Origin of the sequence: Pelagibacterium lentulum (assembly GCF_003992625.1) — a bacterium.
Lineage (GTDB): Bacteria > Pseudomonadota > Alphaproteobacteria > Rhizobiales > Devosiaceae > Pelagibacterium > Pelagibacterium lentulum.
Map to the genome: position 1 here is coordinate 1 of NZ_RZMW01000020.1, position 23,499 is coordinate 23,499.

Annotated in this window: 23 protein-coding genes; 6 read left to right on the forward strand and 17 right to left on the reverse strand. The window is 57.0% G+C overall.

Annotation, left to right across the window (positions count from 1 at the left end):
- Window positions 1-1,163 (reverse strand): elongation factor Tu (gene tuf, locus EO133_RS05640; RefSeq protein ID WP_127071679.1); only part of this gene is annotated, 1,163 nt, incomplete at its 3' end.
- Between the two features lie 116 nt (window positions 1,164-1,279).
- Complete coding sequence (locus EO133_RS05645; RefSeq protein ID WP_127071692.1) at window positions 1,280-2,257, reverse strand: class 1 fructose-bisphosphatase; 978 nt, start codon at window positions 2,255-2,257, stop codon at window positions 1,280-1,282.
- Between the two features lie 383 nt (window positions 2,258-2,640).
- Here EO133_RS05645 and EO133_RS05650 point away from each other — a divergent pair, with 383 nt between their 5' ends.
- The 3 genes from EO133_RS05650 to EO133_RS05660 are packed head-to-tail and all read left to right on the forward strand — an operon-like array spanning window position 2,641 to window position 6,169.
- Window positions 2,641-3,606, forward strand: a complete 966-nt coding sequence (locus tag EO133_RS05650; protein ID WP_127071693.1) for a TAXI family TRAP transporter solute-binding subunit — start codon at window positions 2,641-2,643, stop codon at window positions 3,604-3,606.
- Window positions 3,607-3,617: 11 nt separating this feature from the next.
- The gene (locus EO133_RS05655; RefSeq protein ID WP_127071694.1) at window positions 3,618-4,130 is read left to right on the forward strand and encodes a DUF1850 domain-containing protein; all 513 of its coding nucleotides are present in this window, start codon (window positions 3,618-3,620) and stop codon (window positions 4,128-4,130) included.
- On the forward strand, window positions 4,124-6,169 hold the full coding sequence (locus tag EO133_RS05660; RefSeq protein WP_127071695.1) for a TRAP transporter permease: 2,046 nt from the start codon (window positions 4,124-4,126) through the stop codon (window positions 6,167-6,169). The genes EO133_RS05655 and EO133_RS05660 overlap by 7 nt, the downstream gene beginning before the upstream one ends.
- Here the strand turns inward: EO133_RS05660 and panC are convergent, their stop codons facing one another.
- The 7 genes from panC to pcaD all read right to left on the reverse strand — a co-directional run bounded on the left by panC (window position 6,170) and on the right by pcaD (window position 11,696).
- Window positions 6,170-7,012, reverse strand: a complete 843-nt coding sequence (gene panC / locus EO133_RS05665) for a pantoate--beta-alanine ligase (protein WP_127071696.1) — start codon at window positions 7,010-7,012, stop codon at window positions 6,170-6,172. It lies immediately after the preceding gene.
- Window positions 7,009-7,833: a 3-methyl-2-oxobutanoate hydroxymethyltransferase gene (gene panB, locus EO133_RS05670; protein ID WP_127071697.1), complete on the reverse strand. Its 825-nt coding sequence runs from the start codon at window positions 7,831-7,833 to the stop codon at window positions 7,009-7,011. Before panB ends, panC begins: the two co-directional genes overlap by 4 nt.
- A gap of 213 nt (window positions 7,834-8,046) precedes the next feature.
- Window positions 8,047-9,108: a 3-carboxy-cis,cis-muconate cycloisomerase gene (locus EO133_RS05675; protein WP_127071698.1), complete on the reverse strand. Its 1,062-nt coding sequence runs from the start codon at window positions 9,106-9,108 to the stop codon at window positions 8,047-8,049.
- Window positions 9,109-9,129: 21 nt separating this feature from the next.
- A complete protein-coding gene (gene pcaG, locus EO133_RS05680; protein WP_127071699.1) occupies window positions 9,130-9,741 on the reverse strand; it encodes a protocatechuate 3,4-dioxygenase subunit alpha in 612 nt (203 codons plus the stop codon).
- The gene (gene pcaH, locus EO133_RS05685) at window positions 9,741-10,493 is read right to left on the reverse strand and encodes a protocatechuate 3,4-dioxygenase subunit beta (protein ID WP_127071700.1); all 753 of its coding nucleotides are present in this window, start codon (window positions 10,491-10,493) and stop codon (window positions 9,741-9,743) included. The genes pcaG and pcaH overlap by 1 nt, the downstream gene beginning before the upstream one ends.
- Window positions 10,490-10,891: a 4-carboxymuconolactone decarboxylase gene (pcaC, locus tag EO133_RS05690; RefSeq protein ID WP_127071701.1), complete on the reverse strand. Its 402-nt coding sequence runs from the start codon at window positions 10,889-10,891 to the stop codon at window positions 10,490-10,492. Before pcaC ends, pcaH begins: the two co-directional genes overlap by 4 nt.
- Before the next feature lie 4 nt (window positions 10,892-10,895).
- A complete protein-coding gene (pcaD, locus tag EO133_RS05695) occupies window positions 10,896-11,696 on the reverse strand; it encodes a 3-oxoadipate enol-lactonase (RefSeq protein WP_127071702.1) in 801 nt (266 codons plus the stop codon).
- A gap of 96 nt (window positions 11,697-11,792) precedes the next feature.
- On the opposite strand from pcaD, the gene pcaQ reads away from it, so the two are divergent.
- The gene (pcaQ, locus tag EO133_RS05700; RefSeq protein ID WP_127071703.1) at window positions 11,793-12,707 is read left to right on the forward strand and encodes a pca operon transcription factor PcaQ; all 915 of its coding nucleotides are present in this window, start codon (window positions 11,793-11,795) and stop codon (window positions 12,705-12,707) included.
- On the opposite strand, the gene EO133_RS05705 is transcribed toward pcaQ, so the two are convergent.
- Window positions 12,697-13,575 carry a helix-turn-helix domain-containing protein gene (locus EO133_RS05705; RefSeq protein WP_127071704.1) on the reverse strand — a complete coding sequence of 293 codons (879 nt, stop codon included), beginning with the start codon at window positions 13,573-13,575 and terminating at the stop codon, window positions 12,697-12,699. The genes pcaQ and EO133_RS05705 overlap by 11 nt on opposite strands.
- Window positions 13,576-13,683: 108 nt before the next feature.
- Here EO133_RS05705 and pobA point away from each other — a divergent pair, with 108 nt between their 5' ends.
- Entirely contained in the window at window positions 13,684-14,856 is a 1,173-nt protein-coding gene (gene pobA, locus EO133_RS05710; protein WP_127071705.1) for a 4-hydroxybenzoate 3-monooxygenase, read from the forward strand.
- A gap of 69 nt (window positions 14,857-14,925) precedes the next feature.
- Window positions 14,926-16,029, forward strand: coding sequence for a pyridoxal phosphate-dependent aminotransferase (locus EO133_RS05715; protein ID WP_127071706.1), 1,104 nt, complete (start codon window positions 14,926-14,928; stop codon window positions 16,027-16,029).
- 16 nt (window positions 16,030-16,045) lie between these two features.
- Here the strand turns inward: EO133_RS05715 and EO133_RS05720 are convergent, their stop codons facing one another.
- From EO133_RS05720 to dctP, 7 genes are all read right to left on the reverse strand, one after another.
- Entirely contained in the window at window positions 16,046-17,416 is a 1,371-nt protein-coding gene (locus EO133_RS05720; RefSeq protein ID WP_127071707.1) for an aspartate aminotransferase family protein, read from the reverse strand.
- Between the two features lie 38 nt (window positions 17,417-17,454).
- The gene (locus EO133_RS05725) at window positions 17,455-18,942 is read right to left on the reverse strand and encodes an NAD-dependent succinate-semialdehyde dehydrogenase (protein WP_127071708.1); all 1,488 of its coding nucleotides are present in this window, start codon (window positions 18,940-18,942) and stop codon (window positions 17,455-17,457) included.
- 159 nt (window positions 18,943-19,101) lie between these two features.
- Entirely contained in the window at window positions 19,102-19,596 is a 495-nt protein-coding gene (locus EO133_RS05730) for an Lrp/AsnC family transcriptional regulator (RefSeq protein WP_127071766.1), read from the reverse strand.
- Between the two features lie 178 nt (window positions 19,597-19,774).
- The gene (locus EO133_RS05735; RefSeq protein ID WP_127071709.1) at window positions 19,775-20,221 is read right to left on the reverse strand and encodes a universal stress protein; all 447 of its coding nucleotides are present in this window, start codon (window positions 20,219-20,221) and stop codon (window positions 19,775-19,777) included.
- Between the two features lie 26 nt (window positions 20,222-20,247).
- On the reverse strand, window positions 20,248-21,537 hold the full coding sequence (locus EO133_RS05740; protein ID WP_206513463.1) for a TRAP transporter large permease: 1,290 nt from the start codon (window positions 21,535-21,537) through the stop codon (window positions 20,248-20,250).
- Window positions 21,538-21,549: 12 nt separating this feature from the next.
- The gene (locus tag EO133_RS05745) at window positions 21,550-22,188 is read right to left on the reverse strand and encodes a TRAP transporter small permease (protein ID WP_206513464.1); all 639 of its coding nucleotides are present in this window, start codon (window positions 22,186-22,188) and stop codon (window positions 21,550-21,552) included.
- 89 nt (window positions 22,189-22,277) lie between these two features.
- Window positions 22,278-23,324, reverse strand: coding sequence for a TRAP transporter substrate-binding protein DctP (dctP, locus tag EO133_RS05750; protein WP_127071710.1), 1,047 nt, complete (start codon window positions 23,322-23,324; stop codon window positions 22,278-22,280).
- Between the last annotated feature and the right edge of the window lie 175 nt (window positions 23,325-23,499).

Below are 23,499 nucleotides of genomic sequence, written 5' to 3' on the forward strand. Positions count from 1 at the left end.
GCGCCGACGGTGCGGCCGCCTTCACGGATGGCAAAGCGCAGCTTTTCTTCCATCGCGATCGGAACGATCAGTTCCACGTTCATTTCAACATTGTCGCCAGGCATGACCATTTCAACACCGTCATTGAGCGTCACAACACCGGTCACGTCAGTCGTACGGAAGTAGAACTGAGGACGGTAATTGGTGAAGAACGGAGTATGACGGCCGCCTTCTTCCTTGGTCAGGATATAGGCTTCTGCAACAAACTTGGTGTGCGGAGTGACCGAACCGGGCTTGCACAGAACCTGACCGCGCTCAACCTGGCTCCGATCGATACCGCGAACCAGCGCACCGATATTGTCGCCTGCTTCACCCGAATCGAGCAGCTTGCGGAACATTTCAACGCCGGTAACAGTGGTCTTCTGGGTCGGCTTGATGCCAACGATTTCCACTTCCTCGCCAACCTTGACGATACCGCGCTCAACACGACCGGTCACAACAGTACCACGGCCAGAGATCGAGAACACGTCTTCAACAGGCATCAGGAACGGCTGATCCTTCGGACGCTCAGGCTGCGGAATGTAGTCATCCACAGTCTTCATAAGCTCCAAAATCGCATCGTGGCCGATTTCAGGACGCTTGTCTTCCAAAGCCATAAGAGCCGAACCCTTGGTGATCGGAATGTCGTCACCGGGGAATTCGTAGCTCGAGAGCAACTCACGAACTTCAAGCTCAACAAGCTCCAGAAGCTCTTCGTCGTCAACCTGGTCAACCTTGTTCAAAAACACCACAAGCGCAGGAACACCAACCTGACGGGCAAGCAGAATGTGCTCGCGGGTCTGGGGCATCGGGCCATCGGCTGCCGAAACAACAAGGATCGCGCCGTCCATCTGCGCAGCACCCGTGATCATGTTCTTCACATAGTCAGCGTGGCCTGGGCAATCGACGTGTGCGTAGTGACGCGCTTCGGTCTCATACTCAACGTGAGCCGTCGAAATCGTGATCCCGCGGGCCTTTTCCTCAGGCGCCTTGTCAATCTGGTCGTAAGCAGAATAGGTCGCCCCGCCAGTCTCAGCCAGAACCTTCGTGATCGCAGCCGTCAAAGAGGTCTTGCCATGGTCAACGTGACCAATCGTACCAATGTTGCAGTGCGGCTTATTACGTGAAAACTTTTCCTTGCCCATCGCTCACAACCAAAAAGAGTTAGAACCGGATGGCCGTTTACCGTCTCGGGGCCACCGAGACAAGTTCTTTTTGCTTCAATATAAAATCGCGACAAATCCGCGTTGCTTCAAGCCACTCAATAAAAGGCGCAAGCGCGAACGACTTCGTCCCTGGAACCCATGATGACGCCAACGCGCTGATGCAGGGAGGAAGGTTGGACATCGAGTATGCGCCCAGTCCCCATCGAAGCCACACCTCCGGCCGCCTCCACCAGAAGACTCATCGGATTGGCTTCATAAAGCAGCCGCAACCGACCGCCTTTGGATTTGGTTTCGTTGTCTTCGGGATAAAGGAATATACCGCCGCGGCACAGGATGCGGTGCATATCTGCAACCATTGCCGCACACCAACGCATATTGTAGCGCTTGCCGCCCTGCCCGGCCTCACCGGCCAAACAATCCTCGATATAGTGGCGCGTGGGCTCATACCATTGATTCACCCGCGAGGCATTGATCGCATATTCGTTGGTTGCTGACGGAATTTGGATATTGTCGGCGCTGAGCACAAAATCTGCGCTCGCCTCATCGAGGCTGAACATCGCGACCGATTTACCGGTCGTCAGCACCAGTGTCGTGGATGGACCATAGAGCACATAGCCTGCGGCGACCTGCCGGTGCCCGGCCTGCAGAACGTCCTTTTGCGTAATGCCAGTGGACTTGCCCAGATCAAGGACGGAAAAGATCGACCCCACCGCCCCGTTAACGTCAAGGTTGGATGAACCGTCCAGCGGATCGAAAACCAGTGCGTAGCGCGCATTGGGATGTGGCGCTTCGACCAACGATATATCGTCCAGTTCCTCGGAAACCATAGCCGCCAGCACGCCGCTCTCGGCGCCGCGCTTGAGGAAGATTTCATTGGAAACCACATCGAGTTTTTTTTGTGTTTCCCCCTGCACATTGACGCTTTCCAGGGCGCCCGTATCGCCCGCTACCGCAGCGGCCCTTAGCGCCACCGCGATTTCCATGCCGCATAGCGCCATAGTGTTGAAGATTGCGCCGATGCCGCTTTCCACGCCTTTACCGACAATCCAGTCTTCGAGGGTCATCCGCGCCATATGCACCATCCTTTTCCAGTCACGAAAATCAGCGTTCCAGTCTTATTGGACGCAAGCAGATAACCTGTCGAGAGGGACCAAAGTTCAATTCCACTGGTCCAAAATTGCCAAGCCGGAAGCTTCCTATCGAAATACCATATCCGTAAAAGCGGGTATGCTTGGCCGCGAAAACCACAATTTAAGGGGCGACATCGCCAAAGGGTTTGGCTAGTTTTAACAAGTCATGTCTGGATCGGTCATAACACTCATGCGAAACAACGACCGGTCGGAGACACCGAAACCGAAAGGACTTGTAGCCCGAAAGACGCCGGAATGCGGGAAGGAGATCGCAACACTGGCGTAAAAAACATCAATCTCGAAGCTCAAAACGGAGGAAACAGCTTATGAGATCAATTGCCTATGCCCTTATGACCGGCACGCTGCTCGTCAGCGCACCCGCGATGGCGCAGACACAGCTTTCAATCGCGACCGGTGGCACCGGCGGCGTTTATTATCCCATCGGCGGCGGTCTTGCCGAACTCATCACCCAGCATCTCGATGGTTATAGCGCGGTTGCCGAAGTGACCGGCGCATCGGTCGAAAACCTTGCCTACATCCATTCAGGCGAATCCGACCTTGCACTTGTCCTCGGTGACAGCGCCTATCAGGCCTACACCGGCACCGGCGCCTTCGAGGGCCGTCAGGTCGCCGGCGTGCGCGCACTGGCTTCAGTCTATCCCAACGCGGTACAAATCGTTGTGCCCGCCGAATCGTCGATCAATTCATTGGCTGACCTTGTGGGCCAGCGTGTCTCGGTCGGCGCACCCGGATCTGGCACCGAAGTCAATGCTCAAGCCTTGCTTGAAGGCAACGGCATCACCTATGACGATTTGGCAGCAGCTCAGCGGTTCAATTTCAATGAAACCGCAGACGCCATTCGCGATGGCGACATCGATGCGGGCATCTGGAGCGTCGGCCCGCCGACCGGCTCCATCATCAGCCTCGCCGTGACGCGTCCGATCCGCCTTTTGTCGCTCACTAACGAAGAGATCGAGAACGCCCGCGCCGCAGAGCCGATTTTTGCGCCCTACACTCTGCCTGGCGGCAGCTATGAGGGCGTAGATGAAGATACTCAGACCATCGGCATTCCAAACGCCCTCGTCGTCAACGACGAGATGGATGAGGAACTGGCCTATGAAATCACCAAGCTTCTGTTCGAGCGTGTCGAAGATCTGCGTGCAATCCATCCCGCAGCCAACGATACGACAGTCGAGTTCAGCCTTGGATCAAGCCCGATCCCGCTTCATCCGGGCGCGATCCGCTACTATGAGGAAATCGGCGCCGAAGTGCCTGATCATCTGCGCCCATAACGCGGGTTCCAATGGCAACCGGTTTCACTGGGAAGAGCAAGGCGGCACTTCTGTCCGCCTTGCTTGCGCCACTGGCAACAGCAAATGCCGCCGCCGCCGACCGGTTCGTCCTTGAAGCAAGCCTGCTCGATGGCACAATGCTGGCAGCTCTGAAACTTGATGCGGAACAAGGGTGGTGCCTGCATTGGACACATTCGGTCGCGCGCTTTCCGGTGCGGGACTGTTACGTCATCCGAGGGGGCGAAATGGTTCTCGACAGCAGTCACCAGCCCGACTTTGCGGCCGGACTTGGCCACTTTGAAGGTCGGGGCATAGTGCGTTCCGGGCCGGATGGTGGCTATCTCATCGAAGACATAAACGAGCCGGTGCCTGGCAATTGTTTAAGGCTCCGCGTCGGCTCGATGGCAGTCAACCACCAGATTGCAGCCGGGGACACAGTGACAAGCCTTTCAGACTTAGCAGAGCGCAAATCGGTGCGCATCACCCTGCGCAAATCCGACGAGGAGACAAACGGGCAATGCTGAAATCCTTTTTCACTCAGAAAGGTGCGGTTCCGCCCGAACTCCCTCAGGCGCAGACCTTTGTGCCGCGTCCCCGACCGATCGCCATGCTCATTGTGGCCCTCTCGGTCGTGCTTTGCCTTTTTCAGCTCTATACCGCGGGCGTAAACCCGTTGGGCTTGTTCTACCAGAGAACGATCCATCTGGGCCTGATCCTGATGATCGCGTTTCTGGTTTTTCCTGTCTTTGGCACGCACCGGAAAAACGGACCGGTCGGCGCGATCATCGACACGATCTTTTTCTGCATGGCCATCGTCTCAGGATTCTATCTGGCCGTATTTCTTGACGATATCATCGCGCGCGCCGGCTTCTGGAGCCAGACCGACATCATAGTTGCCTGGATCGCGGTCATAACGCTGTTGGAAGCAAGTCGGCGCGTGGTTGGCATCGGCATCACGATTATCGGCCTTGTCTTCATTCTGTATGCGCTGGCCGGCCCTCGAGGCGCCCTGCCCTGGCTCGGCGATTTCATGCCTGGCATCCTTGCGCACCGAGGCAATACGGTAGAACGACTGGGCGCCCAACTTTATCTCGGGCAGGAAGGCATATTCGGTTTGCCGCTCGGCGTTGCGGCGACTTACGTGTTTACGTTCGTCCTTTTCGGCGCCGTGCTTGAAGTTACCGGTGCGGGGCGCTTTTTCATCGATCTTGCCTATGCAGCAACAGGCCGGCGCCGCGGCGGACCGGCCAAGGCCGCAGTTGTCGCCTCGACGGCCATGGGCTCGATTTCCGGCAGCACCATTGCCAATGTCATGACGACCGGCCCTTTCACCATTCCGCTGATGAAGCGGCTGGGCTACAAGCCCGCCCAGGCTGGCGGCATTGAGGCTGCCGCATCGACCGGCGGCCAGATCACACCGCCACTGATGGGCGCAGGCGCGTTTCTGATAGCCGAATACACTGGAATTCCTTATCTGCAAATCGTGTTGGTCAGCATCTTCCCTGCTGCGCTCTACTTCATGACCGTTTATCTTTTTGTCCATATCATCGCCGTCAAGCAGGGCATGAAAGGCATGGCGGCTAGCGAGTTGCCCCCTGTGCGCGAGGTCATGGCGCGCGGTTGGCATTTCCTCGTTCCGCTCGCGGTCCTGATCTATCTGCTGGTCATTGGTCTATCGCCTATGCGCGTGGGCTTTTACGCTATCGTTTCGATCGCGGTGATTGCCATTCTCAAATACAGCTACGACTGGCTGCGCAATCGCCCGATTACCGATGAAAGCGGGGTTTCTGTCACACGCCTGCCCGTATTCGATGCCCTCAAGGCGGGCATTTTCAAAGCAATCGAGGCCTGTGAAGTCGGCGCCAAAAATGCCCTGACAGTATCGATTGCCTGTGCTATCGGCGGCATCATTGTCGGTGTGATCGGACTGACCGGCCTTGGTCTGAAATTCTCATCGATGATGCTCGCCTTCTCCGGCGGCAACATCCTGCTGGCTTTGTTGCTCGTGCTCATTGCCAGCCTGATTCTGGGCTTCGGCCTGCCGGTAACGGCGGCCTATATCGTCCTGATCATTCTGGTAGGACCGGCGCTCAGCACCGAATTCGGCATTCCGCTGCTGATCGTTCACCTCGTGGTGTTCTGGTACTCACAGGATTCAAACGTGACACCGCCCATTGCGCTGGCTGGCTTTGCGGCGGCGGCAGTGGCCCGAAGTGCGCCTATGGAAACGAGTGTGCAGGCATGGAAGTTCGCCAAGGGCCTCTACATCATTCCGTTGTTCATGGTGTTCAACCCGGAAATCATCATCGGCGGGCCGCTGGAAATCGTTCTATGGAACGGCGCGCTGGCGATCACTGGCACTGTAGCCTTTGTCGCTGTAATCGAGGGATTCCTCTTCACCCGAATGCCAATCGTCTTACGCGCCATATTGGCAGGGGCAGCCACGGCCTGCCTGTCTCCCTATTTCGTCGCCGAATTGGCAGGGATTTCAACCTGCATAGCCATAATCGGTTTCAACGCGATCTTGGCCAGCAGAGAGGAACGGGCAGAGCGCGCCGCCTGATCAAACCGCAATATTGTCGATCAGGCGCACATCATCGAGCCAGGCGGCCGCCAAAAGCCGGGCTGGCTCTCCGAACGTATCGAGCGGAGCCAGCGTTTCGGCCCCGCGCATTTCGAGATACTCAACCTTGTCGTAGCCTTGGGCCACAATCTTTTCGGCAGCTTTTGCAAGAGCCTCAGCGACAGGTTCCCCGGAGCGGATCGTTTGTGCGGCCAGCACCATTTCGCGATGCAGAACCGGTGCGATATTGCGAGCCTCCGGCGATAACCGCTGGTTGCGCGAACTCATGGCCAAGCCGTCCTCCTCGCGGATTGTCGCACTGCCAACAATTTCAACTGGAATATCAAGATCTCTGACCAGCCGCTTGATAATAAGCAGTTGCTGATAATCCTTCTCGCCAAAAATGGCGCAATCGGCTCCCGCCTGCAAAAGCAGTTTGGAAACTACGGTCGCAACACCCTCGAAATGGCCGGGACGGTAGGCTCCGCAAAGGCCCTCGCTTACACCCTCAACGATAACGCGGGTGGAAAAGCCATGCGGATACATCTCATCGATGCCGGGCGCGAAAAGCACATGCGCGCCAGCCTCGGACAACTTGAGCGCATCTTCGGTTTCTGTTCGCGGATAGAGGTCGAGATCACGGGGATTGTTGAATTGCTTGGGATTGACAAACAGCGTTACTATGACGCGATCCGCGCGATCAAGGCCGGCTTTCACTAGACTCATATGCCCGTCATGCAGTGCCCCCATGGTCGGCACGAGCGCCACCCGCAGCCCTTCGCGATGCCAAGCGGAAACGACGGCCCGAAGGTCCGCGACCGTCCTTACGATGTGCAAACTCATCCCTCAGTACCGGTCGGTGCTGGCTTGGGTGCATCGCTATAAACATGCTCAGGACCAGGGAAAGTCCGCGCCCGCACGTCTTTCGCATAGCCTTCAATCGCGCTATCGGCCTCGTGTGCCAATTCGGCATAGCGTTTGGCAAATTTCGGCGCAAAATCGGTGAACATGCCGAGCATATCGTCGATCACGAGAATCTGTCCGTCGCAGGATGACGAGGCACCGATCCCGATAGTCGGAATATCGATCGCCATGGTAATCCGCTTGGCGAGCACTTCCGGCACCTTTTCGAGCACCACCGCAAAGGCCCCGGCGTCCGCGACAGCCTTTGCGTCGGCGAGAACCTTCTCGCCATGCGCACCGCGCCCCTGCACCTTGTAGCCGCCAAAGCTGTTGACTGCTTGCGGGGTCAGCCCGATATGCCCGACCACAGGGATTGAGCGCGCGGTGAGATAGGCAATTGTATCGGCCATATGCACGCCGCCTTCCAGCTTGACCGCCGAAGCGCCGGTTTCAGCCATAAGCCGAGCCGCATTGCGGAAAGCCTGCTCAGGGCTTTCCTCATATGAACCGAACGGCAGATCGACCAGCAACAGGGCATTTTTGACCCCGCGCCGAACGGCCTGCCCGTGCATGACCATCATATCCATCGTCACCCCCACCGTGGAGGGCAACCCATGCACGACCATGCCCACGCTGTCGCCCACAAGCACCAGGTCGCAATGCTTGTCGACCAGCTTGGCAATCGGCGTGGAGTAAGCAGTGAGGCACACCAAAGGCTCTTTGCCTTTGCGTGCCCGTATGTCTGGCGGTGTGAGTTGCATGGTAATACCCTTTCGCCCATATCGATCAGGCCGAGTCTAACGAAGACTCCATTTTGCCTTAAATGGGCATGCTCTTGTCTAATTGCAAATGCGTGGAAACGCGCGCAGAACCCGCCTGCGCCTGCCTTCCCAACACTTCGCGATGCCAGTTTTACCCCAAGTCCCGACGAATGCGAAGCCCGCAGAACTCATCAATCCGTACAATGGACGGCTTCACTGCTGCCCCATGGATTGAACGCCGCCAAGCAGCGTTTCCGCTGTCTTGAGCGCAGCTCCACCGGTGAGCATGATCTGCGGCACGATCATCCATTCCAGTGTCCATGCCGCGCCGGATCGCTCCTGCTCATGCACAAGCGCCTGAAAACCGCCCCCAGCCAACACGCCGGAAAATCGCGCCAGACTGACAAGCGTCTCGGCGCCCACCGGATTGACCTTGTGCGGCATGGCCGACGACCCACCGCCACCTGAAAGCCCGATATCGCCGATCCCGTTTTGCGCCATCAGCGCAATATCCTGACCGATCTTGCCGAGGCTACCGCAGACCAGCGCCAACCAGGCTGTCAATTCGGCAATCGAGTCACGCTGGCTGTGCCAGGCTTTTTCAGGCGCGGCAAGGCCCAGTCGTTTGGCCAGCGCCTGCGCAACTCGGTGGCCATCGGCGCCCAATTTTTCGAGCGTGCCCACAGCGCCCCCAAATTGCAGCACCAATACACGCGGCCTGATCTCGGCAAGTCGATCCAGATGCCGGACCAAAGGCGCGCGCCAATCGGCAATCCGATCGGCGATAGTGATCGGCAGCGCATCCTGCATCCGCGTCCTGCCCATCAGACTGTTTTGGCCGAACCGCGCCTCAAGCCCATCCAGAAGCGCAATAACGCCCCTGATCCGGGCATCAAAGACGTCCAGAACCGGCTTCAAGCGCAGGACTAGCGCAGTATCGATCACGTCCTGACTGGTTGCGCCAAAATGCAGATACGGCTTATGCGCGTCCTCAAGGCCCGCCCGCAATTGCCGAACAAAATCGGGAACCACGACACCATCGCGGCCGGTCCCCGCCCGAAGGGCATCGATGTCGAACGCGAAGCCCTTGCAATGCTCCGCCACCGCGCGCGCGGCATCGTCGGGAATAATGCTGCACTCAGCCTGCACCAAAGCCAGTTCCGCCTCGAACTGCGCCATGGCGGCAAGCTCAGCCTCCACAGCAAAATGCCCGGCGATCTCCGGATCGCCGAACAGGCCCGATAGAAAGGGATGATCAAATACCGAAAGGCCCATATCGCCCCTTTTCCGTTTGGTCTATGCGTCGAGAAATACCGTTTCTTCTTCGCCCTGCAGCCGAATGTCAAACGTTACGGTATCGCCTTCCCGCTTGCCGATCAGCGTATGCTCACGGCCCGATGGACGCACCCGCGCCAAAATCGGGTCCTTGGCATTGGCCTCGGCTTCGTCGGAGAAATACATCCGCGTCAAAAGCCCGATATTGATGCCGCGCGCCACAATCCAGAGCGAGACATGCGGTGCCATGGGCGCCCCATTGGGACCGGGGACCTGGCCCGGCTTGATCGTATCGAAACGGAAAACGCCGTCCTTGTCGGCAGGGCAACGGCCCCAGCCGGCAAAATTCTCGTCCGCACCCGAACGGTGCTCTGCAGGGCTGTTGTAAATGCCATTGGCATCGGCCTGCCAGATCTCGACGACGCAATCGTTGACGGGATTACCGGCACCGTCGAGCACACGACCGGTGATCGTGATCCGCTCTCCCTTGGTTCCGTCGCCGATCATCGCCTTACCAAGGTCTTCAGCGATCACGCCGGTAATATCGCAGAAATTGGGCACCATGCCGATATGGACATAAGGGCCGGCAGTCTGGGATGGCGTTTCCTTGAGATAGTTGATCGTGTTGACCATCAATTGCCCTCCGGACGATTTTCAAAATAGGTCGAACGACGGCCGCGCAGGACGATATCGAACTTGTAGGCGCGCATATCCATGGGAATCGTATTGCCCATATCCAGCGGCGCGATCAGTTGCTTGATCGCTTCCTTGTCGCTGATCGTATTCACGATCGGGCAGATATCGATCATCGGATCTCCCTCGAAATACATCTGGGTAATCAGCCTCTGAACGAAACCGGTTCCGAAGACCGAAAAATGGATATGGGCAGGCCGCCAGTCATTGACCCCATTCGGCCAGGGGTAAGCGCCCGGCTTTACAGTCTTGAACCAGTAATAGCCGTTCTCATCGGTAATCGAGCGGCCAAAGCCGCCGAAATTTGGGTCGACGGCAGCAAGGTAGCTTTCCTTCTTGTGCCGATAGCGACCGCCTGCGTTGGCTTGCCAATATTCCACAAGCACATTGGGCACCGGCCGGGCGTTCTCATCGAGAATTTGCCCATGCACCAGAATACGTTGGCCGATCGCAGCTTCACCCGGCCTGGCATAATTCACGATAAGGTCGTTATCGAGCTCGCCAATCATGTTGTGGCCGAACGCGGGGCCCGTGCGCTCGCTCAGCGTGGAATCGAAGCTGACCAATGTCTGCTTGGGCGCCCGCAACACGCTCGATTTGTAGCCCGGTGCATAGGACGGCGGATGCCGACTATGATCGCGCGCAAAGAATGAACCGGCGATCTGCGGTGTGTTTGGCAAGCTCGTGCTCATTTTCCCGTTTCTCCCTCGATCTCTGCGAACGCCTGTTTTGCGACCTTCATCGCATGATTGGCAGCGGGAACGCCCGCATAAATTGCAACGTGCAGAAGGGCTTCTTGTATGTCGTCCATTGTGGCGCCGGTACGGGCCGTTGCCCGCACATGCATTGCCATTTCCTCAAAATGCCCCAGCCCGGCGAGCAGCGCGATTGTAACGATGGAGCGCTCACGCTTGCTCCATGTATCGCGTGACCAGACATGGCCCCAGGCTGCTTCGGTGATAAGGTTCTGAAACGGCGCGTCGAACGCTGTTGTCCGCGCCACTGCTGCATCGACATAGCTTTCGCCCAGAACGCTGCGGCGCGTTTTCATGCCCTGGCTGTGCCGGTCAATCGGCGCATTTTCGACCATCGTACTATTGCTCCCATGCAATTTTGGCGGTGAAGTCCCCGATCAGCCCTGAAAGCTGCTCGGGCGTCTCAACGCAAGGAATATGCCCTGCCCCGGCAACAATCTCGAACCGGGCACCGGGAATGGCTTTTGCGAAGTCCTTGACCATTTCAGGCGGGGTCGCCCCGTCCTGATCGCCCACTACACAAAGAGTAGGCACCGCGATCTGCCCAGCCTTTTCACGCATGTCGAAGGCGGCGATTGCTGCACAACTGCCCACGTATCCTGCAACAGGCTGGCGCACCAGCATGGTCCTGTAACCCGGAAATTTGACATTGGCAGGATCGCGAAATTGCGGGGTAAACCACCGCTCCAGAATGCCGTCGGCAACTGCTTCAAGTCCGTTGGCTTCGATATTGCCGATGCGCTGGTGCCAGAAATCGGAATCGCCGATCCGAGCTGCCGTGCCACAAAAGATCAACGCGGAAATCAGGTCAGGACGATCGGCATACAGTTGCTGGGCAATCTGCCCGCCGATAGAAAGCCCGCAAATGATCGCCTTCTCGACCCCCAAATGGTCAAGCAATGCCGCAAGATCGCTTGCGTGATCGGCCATCCTATAGGGTGGTTCGCCCAGGTCGGAAAGCCCATGCCCGCGCTTGTCATAGGTCACAATCGCAAACTGATCTGCAAGTTCGGCAACCACTTCGCGCCAGATGCGGAAATCGGTTCCAAGCGAGTTGATAAACACCAGCACCGGCTTGCCGTCGCCAAGCCCTGTCACCTGAAAATGCAGGTTGATGCCGTTAAGCGTGATGAATTGCAAAATTACTCTCCCGTTGCCTGCATATTCACTTGACGGTATGGTTTTGTAAAATGAAATAAATACTCATTGTCATAACCAAAAGGTCATGCATTCAGTATGATTGATAGTCGCATCCGTTTTCGGCACTTGCGGACCTTTGTTGAGGCCGCCCGGCAAGGTTCGATCAGCCGCGCAGCCGAAATCCTAAATGTTACCCAGCCCGCGGTCACCAAAACCATGCGCGAGCTGGAAGATATTCTGGGCGTCAAACTCTTTGAAAAGGATGGCCGGGGCATCAAGATCACCCGCTATGGTGAGGTTTTTCTGCGTCACGCTGGCGCCAGCATCGCCGCCGTTCAACAGGGTGTGGACAGCCTCAACCGCGGCAATGCTGGCCCGCCAATCCGCGTTGGCGCCCTGCCCACGGTTTCCGCACGCATCATGCCCAAGGCTATGCGGCAGTTCCTGATCGAAAATACGGAAACGCTGGTAAAGATCGTCACCGGCGAAAATACCGTGCTGCTGGACCAGTTGCGATCCGGCCAACTCGATTTGGTGATCGGTCGCCTCGCTGCGCCTGAGCAAATGACCGGCCTTGCCTTCGACTACCTGTATTCCGAGCAGGTGCGCTTTGCCGTGCGCAAGGACCATCCCTTGCTCGATTCCAAAAGGCTCGATTTCGCGCGTCTGCCTGAATTTCCCATTCTGATGCCGCCGGGCTCGGCGGTCATTCGACCTTTTGTTGATCGGTTCCTGCTTGCACACGGAATGGCCGAGTTGCCGCACGTAATCGAAACGGTTTCCGATTCCTTCGGACGCGCCTTTGTCCAACAAACCGATGCTGTATGGATCATTTCCGAAGGCGTCATCTCGCAGGACGTTGCGGCGGGCTTACTCGCATGGCTTCCGCTCGATACCGGAGAAACCAAAGGCTCGGTTGGCCTTACAACGCGCAAGGCGACCGAACCCAATGCGCCCCTCGACATTCTCGTCGGCACGATCCGCGAGACCGTAAACCAGCTCAGGCTGTAACCGAGGATTGGTCGCGATATTCCTGCGGCGTCATTCCAGTCTGTCGCCTGAAAAAGCGGCTGAAATAGGCGGGATCTTCATATCCGAGCACATAGGCGATTTCCTTGATGCTCAATACGCTGAACCGCAAATAGCGCCGCGCTTCCAGAACAATGCGCCGCTCGATAACGCCAAGCGCAGAGGTGCCGAAAATCTGATTGCAGACACGGTTGAGATGCGTTGGGCTGATGCCGATAGCCGCCGCATAGTCGCCGATACTGCGCGATTTGCTGTAATGGCGATCGACCTCGGACTGAAAGGATCGGGCCAGCGTTTCGGAACGGTTCGATTTCGCATCTGCTTCCCGTTCGCCCAGCACCGCCGCCCGATGAATAGCCACCATGAGCAACAAGACTCGCGCCCTCAAGGCCAATGTCTGGCCCGGCTCGGTTCGTCCGCCCTCGCTCACCAGTTCACTGACCATCCGGGGTACCGTTTTCTTGCGTTCATCCGCTCCGGATAGATCGACAATACCCGGTTGCCCCAGCAGCGCCGTGACAGGCGGCGAATCCTCGACCAGCCTGGCGAGGTCGCGCGCAAAAAAAGTCAGCACATGCCCATTGATGTCGTTGGAAAATGTGAATCCATGAACAACCAGTGGAGGGATCATGATCAACACGGGCCCTTCGACATCGCGCGTTATGTCGTCCAACGCGACATGTGCATGGCCGCTGTCGATAAAGAGCATCTGGGAAAGTTGCTCGTGCCGGTGAGGCGCAATGTGATAGCCATAAAGATGCGACCGGGACCGGATGGTCTCCCAGTGCATCCAGGTATTCTCCGGCGCGGCGATCTCACCATAAAGCGCGTATGAAGGGATCGAATTCATGTTCGGATAATCCTACCCTTTGTCACCTATGTCCATTGGCTTTCGTCGTTCCGATCCGCATTCTCACGGAAAATTCAGGTTAGGGCTAAAACCCGACGCGGAGGATCCATGAGGACACAGGTTGCAATTATCGGGGCTGGCCCCGCTGGTTTGACCCTAGGGCGGTTGCTCGAGGGTGCGGGCATCGATGCGGTAATCATCGAGCGCCGCAGCGCCGACTATGTGCTCGGCCGCATCCGCGCCGGTGTGCTTGAGCAAAGTTCGGCAGAACTGTTGCGCGAAATCGGCGTCGGTGAGCGCATGGATTGCGAAGGCATTATCCATGAAGGTTGCGAATTGTCGTTCGACGGTGACATGCTCCGCATCGACTTTGCCGATCTCATCGACCGCACCGTCATGGTCTATGGCCAGACTGAAGTAACCCGCGACCTGATGGACGCACGGACAAAATCTGGCGCCAAGATCGTCTATGAAGCAGAGAACGTCGAAATTTCCGATTTTTCTGGCAAAAATTCAGTGGTAACTTACCAGAAGAACGGTGAAACCTTCCGTTTAGCGGCCGATTTTATCGCCGGTTGCGATGGGTTCCATGGGGTCAGCCGCGCCTCGGTACCAGCCGATGCCATCAAGACGTTCGAACGCATCTATCCCTTTGGCTGGCTTGGCGTTCTTGTCGATCAGCCCCCCGTTGCCGAGGAGTTGATCTACGCTCATCACCACCGCGGCTTTGCGCTTTGCTCCATGCGCTCACAAACGCGCAGCAGGTACTATGTGCAAGTGAACGCTGATGAAAAAGTCGAAGACTGGTCCGACGATCGCTTCTGGGACGAGCTGCGCGCCCGGCTGAACCCGGACGTCGCCGAAGCCCTCAAGACCGGAATACCCATCGAGAAATCCATCGCACCGCTACGCAGTTTCGTGGCCGAACCCCTGCGTTTCGGCTCCCTGTTCCTGACCGGGGACGCAGCCCATATCGTGCCACCAACCGGGGCAAAAGGCCTCAACATGGCCATCCACGATGTCAAGGTTCTGGCCGAGGCGCTTATAGAGCATTACGATGAAAAATCGTCAGCAGGCATAGACACTTACTCGGCGCGCGTACTCGAAAACACATGGCGCACGGAACGCTTCTCCTGGTGGATGACGACACTGTTGCACACCTTCCCGGAAAGCGGTGATTTCGGTCGCCGCATCCAGCGCGCTGATTTTGATTACCTCGTTGCATCTCGTATCGCACGGCAGTCGTTGGCCGAAAATTATACTGGTTTTGAAAAGCCCTAGAGAGATTTGCGGGCACCCAAGTCGAATGCTATGGACATGGAAACATCCAAGCATATAGGCCCGATCACAATGCCTCGCCCACTCTTCACGCCGCTCGTCGAAGCCTTGCCTGCGACCGTCCCCTTTGTCGGCCCTGAAGCCCTGGAGCGCCGTTCGGGCATAGCGATCAAGGCAAGGCTCGGTGCCAATGAAAACAATTTCGGCCCCGCCCCAAGCGTTATCGCGGCAATCGCGAATGCCGCACCGGACGTCTGGAAATACTGCGATTCTGAAAGCCATGAACTTCGCGGCGCACTGGCTGAAAACCTCGCGCTCATGCCAGAACAAATCCTTGTCGGTGAAGGTATCGATGGCCTGTTAGGCCTGACCTGTCGGCTGTTTCTGGCACAGGGCGACAAGGCGGTTACATCGCTTGGCGCCTATCCCACGTTCAGCTACCACGTCGCGGGCTTTGGTGGACACCTGGTGCCTGTTCCCTACAAGGATGACAGGGAAGATCTCCAGGGCCTGATGGCCGCGGTGAAAAAGCATCGCCCGAAGATCGTCTATCTCTCCAACCCGGACAATCCAATGGGCACATGGTGGCACGCGGATGCCATCGTGGATTTCGCAAAGAACATACCGGACGAAACAGTCATCATTCTGGATGAGGCCTATTGCGAAACGGCCCCCTCAGACGCCGTTCCACCGCTTGGTTTCGCATTGCCAAATCTTCTGCGCTACCGCACTTTTTCAAAGGTTTACGGGCTTGCGGGCCAACGCATCGGCTATATCTTTGGCGAGTCCGATGTGATTGCGGGATTTGATCGCATCCGTAATCATTTCGGCGTCAACAAGATCGCCCAGATCGCAGCCTTGGCCGCACTCAAAGACAGGGACTATCTAGGCAAAGTCATCGACTGGACTGCTGCCGGTCGCGCGGAGATTGCCCGGTTTACCAACGAGTTGGGACTAAGCCCGCTCCCATCAGGCACCAATTTCGTCACTGTCGATTGCGGTCGCGATGCGGCTTACGCCCAAGCCATTCTCAATGGCCTGGCGGAGCGCGGCGTTTTCATCCGCAAGCCAATGGCCCCCGGACTTGATCGCTGCATCAGAATTTCCGTGGGCACAGAAAAGGACCTCGAGATTGCGCGCGCTGCATTAGCCGACACACTCAAGGCCCTGAACTGACTCTTAAATCCTCATTCTAGCCGAGCACTTTTTCCACAGCCTGCACAGTCTTTTCCACAATGATGTCGGCTTCGGCTTCTGTCAGACAGAGCGGCGGTGCAAAGCCCAGAATGTCGCCTTGTGGCATGGCGCGCGCAATGACGCCGAGCTTGACGAGTTCGCCTGCGATCTGCGGTCCGATTTTCTCCGAAGCATCGAAGAATGTTGTGGTTTCGCGATCTTTCACGAACTCCACGGCGCACAGCATACCTTCGCCGCGTACTTCGCCAACATTGGCGTGCTCTCCAAGAGCGGCAGTCATGGCGTTGTTTAGGTGGGCGCCCGTTTTCCCGGCGTTTTCCACAAGGCCGAGTTTGTCGATAAGGTTGAGGTTGGCCACACCCGCCGCCGCACCGATCGGGTGGGCCGAGTATGTCCAGCCGTGACCGATTGGCCCATTCTCATCGGTGCCTTGCTCAAGCACCTTCCAGACTTTTTCAGAGACTATGGAGCCGGAAAGCGGCGCATAGGCCGACGTCAGCCCCTTGGCGATGGTGATAATGTCCGGTTTGATCCCATAGTGATCTGAACCGAACATCGAACCCAGCCGACCAAATCCGGTAACAACTTCATCCGCGACCAGCAGGATGTCATGTTTCTCCAGCACAGCCTGAATGGCAGCCCAATAACCCTGCGGCGGAGGCACAATGCCGCCAGTGCCCAGAATCGGCTCACCGATAAAGGCAGCGATGGTATCGGCGCCTTCGCGCGCAATCAGAGCTTCCAGTTCGGCGACACAATGGCCGACAAACTCAGCCTCGCTCATATCCTGTCTTGGGCGCCGCAAGTAGTACGGAGCCTCAGTGTGCAGAACCTGGGAAAGTGGCAGGTCGAACTTGTTGTGAAAGCTCATCAGACCCGTCAGCGAGCCGGTCATAAGACCTGAACCGTGATAACCGCGCCAGCGCGAGATGATCTTCTTTTTGTTCGGGCGCCGCAGAATGTTGTTGTAGTACCAGATCAGCTTGATGTTGGTTTCATTGGCATCCGAACCGCCAAGTCCGAAATAGACTTTGCTCATATGGGCCGGCGCACGATCCAGAATCATCTTGGCAAGCGTGATTGCAGTTTCAGTGCCGTGACCAACATAGGCGTGATAATAGGCCAACTCACGCGCCTGCTCGGCGATGGCATCGGCGATTTCGGTACGCCCGTAGCCGACATTGACGCAGTAAAGGCCCGCAAAGGCATCGAGCAACCTGTTACCGTCACGGTCCTCAATATAGACGCCCGAACCGCCCGTCACGATGCGGTTGGGACTTTCCCCGCGCGCATGTTGCGCCAGATGCGTCGATGGATGGAAGAAATTATCGCGGTCCCAGCGGTCGAGTTGGTCGTTCGAGAGCATTGTTCTTGTCCTTGATATTTGTGCTTGTATTCGTGTTCTCAGCGCCAGTCCCGGCACACATATTTGACTTCCGTGAACTCCTCCATGCCCAAACGGGCACCTTCACGGCCCAGGCCGGACTGCTTCATTCCCCCGAAAGGGATCGGCGCGCCGGTTACCTTGGTGCGATTGACAGCTACCATGCCGTATTGCAGGGCACGGGAAGCCCGATAAATGCGTCGCGGATTGTTGGTATGCAGATAGGCAACAAGGCCGTATTCGCTATCGTTGGCCCGCTTGATCGCCTCGTCCTCGCTATCGAACGGCGCAAGCGCTGCAACAGGCCCAAACGTCTCCTCATGCATGATCAATGCATTTTCAGGTACATCGGCCAGAACGGTTGGTTGGAAAAACAAGGGGCCCATGACATCGACCTTGCCGCCCACAAGGCATTTCGCGCCCTTGGCCAAGGCGTCCTCAACATGGGAAACCTGCTTATCCACGGCCTTCTGATTCATCAGCGGGCCGATATCGGGATCATCCATGCCATTGCCCAGCGTGAGACGTCTGGTGGCTTCGGCAAACCGATTACAGAATTCCGCATAGATGGGCCGTTCGATCAGAAACCTGTTGGCACCGAGACAGTCTTGTCCGCTGGTGGCAAATTTTGCTTTGATCGCTTCATCGACTGCCTGATCAAGATCTGCATCGGCGAAAACGAGAAATGGCGCGTGACCGCCAAGCTCCATCACAAGGCGCTTAACCGTATCGGCCGACTGGCGATACAAAAGCCGCCCGATTTCGGTTGAACCGGTAAAGGAAAGCACCCGTACACGAGGATCCTGCGTCCAAGGCTCAACAATTGTCGAAGCTCGCCCTGTCACAATATTGAACGCACCAGCAGGCAGACCCGCACGGCTGGCAAGAACGGCAAGCGCCGTCGCGGAATATGGAGTTTCCGACGAGGGATGAACAACGCAGGTACACCCTGCCGCCAACGCCGCCGCCGCCTTGCGCGTGATCATTGCCGATGGAAAGTTCCAAGGCGTAACGAGCGCGGCAACGCCGCACGGCTCGCGCCAGACTTCGACCTCGGCATCGGGAAGATGAGAAGTTACCGATTCAATATTGGGGCGTTTGGCCTCTTCCGAATAGAACTCGATGAACGAAGCCGCATAGTCGATTTCTCCACGCGCCTCGGAAATGGGCTTGCCCTGTTCTGCCGTCATGATCCGGGCAAGATCCTCCTTGGCATCGAGCATCAGCTCGAACCAACGCCGCAAGATGATTGCGCGCTCCTGCGGCAACAACGCAGACCATTGCCCAAATGCGACCTGTGCGCTGTCGACGGCAGAGCGCGACTGCTCGGCATCGAGCGAAGCAATCGAACCAATTGCCGCGCCATTTGCGGGATCATACACATCGATAGCAGGTTGTTTGCCATTCACGACACGGCCATCGACAAAGGCAAATTCACAAAGCAGATCGGGGTCCGCCAGCAGCGATGTCAAGCCATCAAGACGGGTCTTTGGGGAAGGTTTGGCCATACGCACATTCTCCCACGCGCATAGAGTTCACATGGGCGACAGCATAGCGATTGCTGGGGAGAGACGTTCGCCAAACTGGAGCGCTTACGGCGAGACTTGTTCTGCCTTTCGCTCTCCGAAGCGATAGATCATCTGAAAGCGGTCAAAGCAGGCGGAGACTCACACCGGCTCACCAAGTAGCGCATTTACCGGAAGCGGCGCATTCTTGACCGGCATGGTAACAACATAGGAATAGTAGCGTTTTACGCCCACCTGCGCTGCCAGCAAACCTTCAATCAGCGCCTGATAAGCCTCGAGATCGCGCGTTACGACCTTGAGCATGTAGTCTATGCCACCGCCAACGGCCCAGCATTCGACGATCTGCTCATTGGCCATTATTGCCGCCTCGAAATTCGCAAAATCTTCCGCTTGATGACTTTGCAATTCGATCTGCACAAACACGATCGTTAAGGGACCAAAAGCGCGCAGCGAAATCTGGGCGCCGTAGCTCTCGATGATACCGGCATCCTCGAGCCTTTTCAGGCGCTCCCAACATGGGGTTGGCGTTAGATTGACGCGTTCGGCAAGCGTTGCCTTGGGAATGCGCCCCTCCCGCTGCAAGATCGTCAGAATCTTGACGTCGCGATCGTCAAGCTTGATTTGCCCCTGTCTGATGTGCCGCCTCCGAAGCCTTTGATGCAAAGCATTGAATAGGCGGCAACATTAGTGCGATGGGATAGCTTTCGTCTAGAGGCAACAAGCGCAAAAGACCTCGACCAGCCGCCGCGAATGGCAACCGGTGCCTGGTTTTGCCATGCCACGCCGCATTTCAGCGCTCGCGGCCCAATAGATACTATTTCGCAACCACGCAGGTTACTTTCGACAGGCCCACAACCTTGTGGGAAACCGAGCCGAGAAAAAATCCATCTGCATCACCGTGGCCGCGCGCGCCCAGGACAATTGCATCGCAATTGCGCTGATCTGCAAAGTCCACGATAGCGCGAGCGGGATGACCACGCTTTGCAAAAGCCTCCACTTTCTCGACGCCCCCCTCGATAAGGCGCGCCTTGGCTGCGGCCGCAGTTTCAGTAGCAAACTGCTTGAGCGCCTGATCGGGCGTATCGCCTCCCTGCAAACCTACCCGCACCATCGACAGCGACGCTTCAGCTTGCGAGTGATGTCTGTAAACACATAAGGCAATGACCAAGCCGTCATATTTTCTGGCCAGGTCGATAGCCGTATCCACGGCACGGTCTGACTGCTCTGAACCATCGACAGCGACGAGTATTTTGGAAAACATCTCTCGATCCTCCTTATGTCTTGCCGTTAGCGGAAGGCCAGATCACGCAGGAACAATGCAATCTGCGGGAACATGATGAGCGAAATACTGACAGCAAAGAGAATCACGATGAATGGCGGCGTCCCTTTGATGACGTCGAGATAGGGTCGCTTGAACACGGCGATGGCCGTGAAGATGTCGCACCCGAATGGAGGCGTCGCCGACCCGATCGCCACCTGTAACGTGATGATCACCCCCACCAGCACCGGATCGATACCCAGGGCGTTCACGATGGGTGCAAAAATCGGCACCAGCACCAGAATGACAACGATGGGATCGACGAACATGCAGCCGACAAAGAACGCAATCGAGATGGCAATCAGAACAGTCGTTGGGCCGGCATCCATCAACCCCAGCGCGCCGAGGATCATCTGCGGGATCTGCTGGAAGGAGATGACCCAGGAAAATGCTGCCCCTGCCCCCACCAGTATGAAGACCACTGCCGTGATCATGCCGGTCGACTTGGCAATCGGGATGATGTCACTGAACTTGAGCGAACGGAAAACGATGAACTCGAGAATTATCGCGTAAAGAACGCAGACCGAGGCCGCCTCAGTGGGACTGAACACGCCTCCATATATCCCACCAACGATAATGGCCGGGAAACCTAGCGGCCAGATGGCATTGACCAGCGCCTTGCCGCGCTGCCGCCAACTTGCCTTCTCCTCGGTCGGAATGTTGTTGCGTACGGCGTAGATCACACAATAGATCGAAAAGAGGACCAGGATCAGCAGACCTGGCCCCACCCCGGCAATGAACAGCTCGGAAATCGACGTGCCGGAAATCACGCCATAGATAATCATGGCAATGGACGGCGGTATCAGCATCGCGATATCTGAGGCGTTGACGATCAAAGCCATCGAGAAGCTGTCTTTGTATCCGCCTTTGAGCATGCGCGGGCGCATCGGAGAACCGATTGCAACCACCGTCGCCTGGGTGGACCCCGAAACTGCGCCAAACAGCGTACACCCGGTTGCTGTAGCGATACCAAGCCCACCTTTCACGTGCCCCACGAAGCTCATGACCAAATCGATCAGTCGCGTGGCCGATTGTCCCTTGGTAATAATATCTGCGGCTAGGATGAACATGGGCACCGCCACCAGCGCCGATGGGCGGATGCCGGCAAGAATCTGCTGTACCATAATTTCCGGCCCGACCGGCAGATACAGGAAAAAGGCGACGAAACACGCCGCGAGCAGCGGGATCATCATGGGGAAGCCCAAAAGGAGCAATCCCACCATGACGACAATCATCCATGTTGCGAGTTCTTGTGCCATTGCGGTCTCCCCCTAAACCGGCGTTTCGCTGTCTTCGTAACTGTCGATGACACTCGCCGATATATAGACGTCGGGACGCGAAATATTGGCCACGGCCGTCAGCACATATTGAATTCCCGTAACGACGAAGCCGACCGGCAACCACACCAGCATCATATAGACCGGCAGGCGGGTGGCAGGTGCAATACGACCGGTATTGTAAACGCTCATCACATAAGAGAACGAGTACCAGGCCAGCACGAACATCACGGCCGCTGTAATCAGCGCAATAACGACCATTAGCACTTTACGCCAACGGTCGCTGAACTGATCGTAAATCGCCGACATCCGGATATGGCGGCCCTGGCGCGCGGCATAGCCGATGCCGGCAAACGTAATCAGAATGACAAGAAACTGGTTTATTTCTTCAGTCGCAGGGAATGAACGACCGAACCCGAAACGCCCAACCACATTGGCCACCGAATTGGTGGCCATGAGCAAGACGCCCGCGGACAGAATGAACGCCTCGAACCAGGCCAACCCGCGGTCGAGATAGGCGAGCGGCTTGAGCGGTCCCTTAAACTCGCTCTTGGGCGGAATCGCCCCAGGCATACCGGCATGAGGTGGAGTTGCAGGCCCTCGATCGGGCCCTTTATCGCCATCGTCGCTCATCGCTGCGTCCTTCGATCAAGGCAATTGGCCATAGTAAAATCAGCTAAAAGCAGAATGGGGCCCCGTATGAGGCCCCATCCATAGGTCTGTTATTCTGCGACAGCCGCCCGGGCGGCTTCTATATCAGCTTCGAAGCCTTCGAGGACAGCGGCACCGGCATCGCCGGTCTCGGCAAGATAGACCTCACGTACTTGTTGAGCTGCCTGACGGAACGGCTCGCGCTGCTCGTCGGTGAGACGCGTCACGCCCATCTCCGGCTTTGCCTCAAGGATCATTTCAAGCGACGCTTCGGTCAGCCCTTCCTGATACTCGATGATGTATTCGAACGCATGCCACGCCGCATCGCGCATCAGTTGCTGATCCTCCTCGCTCAGACCATCAAAGAACGTCTTATTGGCCAGAACGGCGGTGGTGAAGTTGTTATGACCGGTGAAGGTGATGTGATCGGTAACTTCATACATGTTCGTCGATTCAACGAAGAACATTGGATTTTCCTGCCCCTGGATCATGTTGAGCTGGAGCGCACCGAATACCTCGCCCCAAGGGAGCGGCGTCGGCGTCGCGCCAAAGGCTTCATAGGTCGAAACCAGGATCGGCGAGGTCATCACACGAAAATTGACGCCAGCCAGATCGTCTGGCGACTCCACCGGCTGCTTCGTGGTCATCACCACTTCGCCTTCCGGATACATCGAGAGCATTTCAAAGCCCTGATCGTTATACCGTCCGGCGAGGGTTTCGTGGATGGTGGGCGACGAACGGAAAAACTCAGCCAATACGTCTGTATCCTCAGGCAACACGTAAGGCAGGTTGAATACATTGAGTTCAGGGATCAGGCTGCCGGTAAATCCGGGCGATGCCGTGACCATTTCGATTCCGCCCATCTGCGCCAATTCGGTTGTATCCGCTGACTCACCAAGCGTCCCGAACGGGAAAATGGTGACGGTATGATCGGAATTTGCCTCGATGTACTCCTTGAACTGGGTTGCATAAACACCCTGCACCTCGTGAATGGCTTCTTCGAGTGCGTACTTGATATCCAGCGCCGATGCAGCACCGACAGTCAAAGCCAGCATGGAGGCCGATGCAGCAAGTCCAAGACCGGCCCTGCGCAGCGCTCCAAGAGAATTGCATGTCATATTTCGCGTCCTTCCTTTGTTGGTTGCAGTTATTTACCCCAAGCATGCAAGCACGGATCGCGTTTCAATCCATGCCGCTACTATTCGACTGCTTGTGTATTGCCGCGAAACACAGGCCAAAAAAACCGAAATCGCAGCAAATTCTTTTACCCATAGCGTTACGGACTAAGGCCTG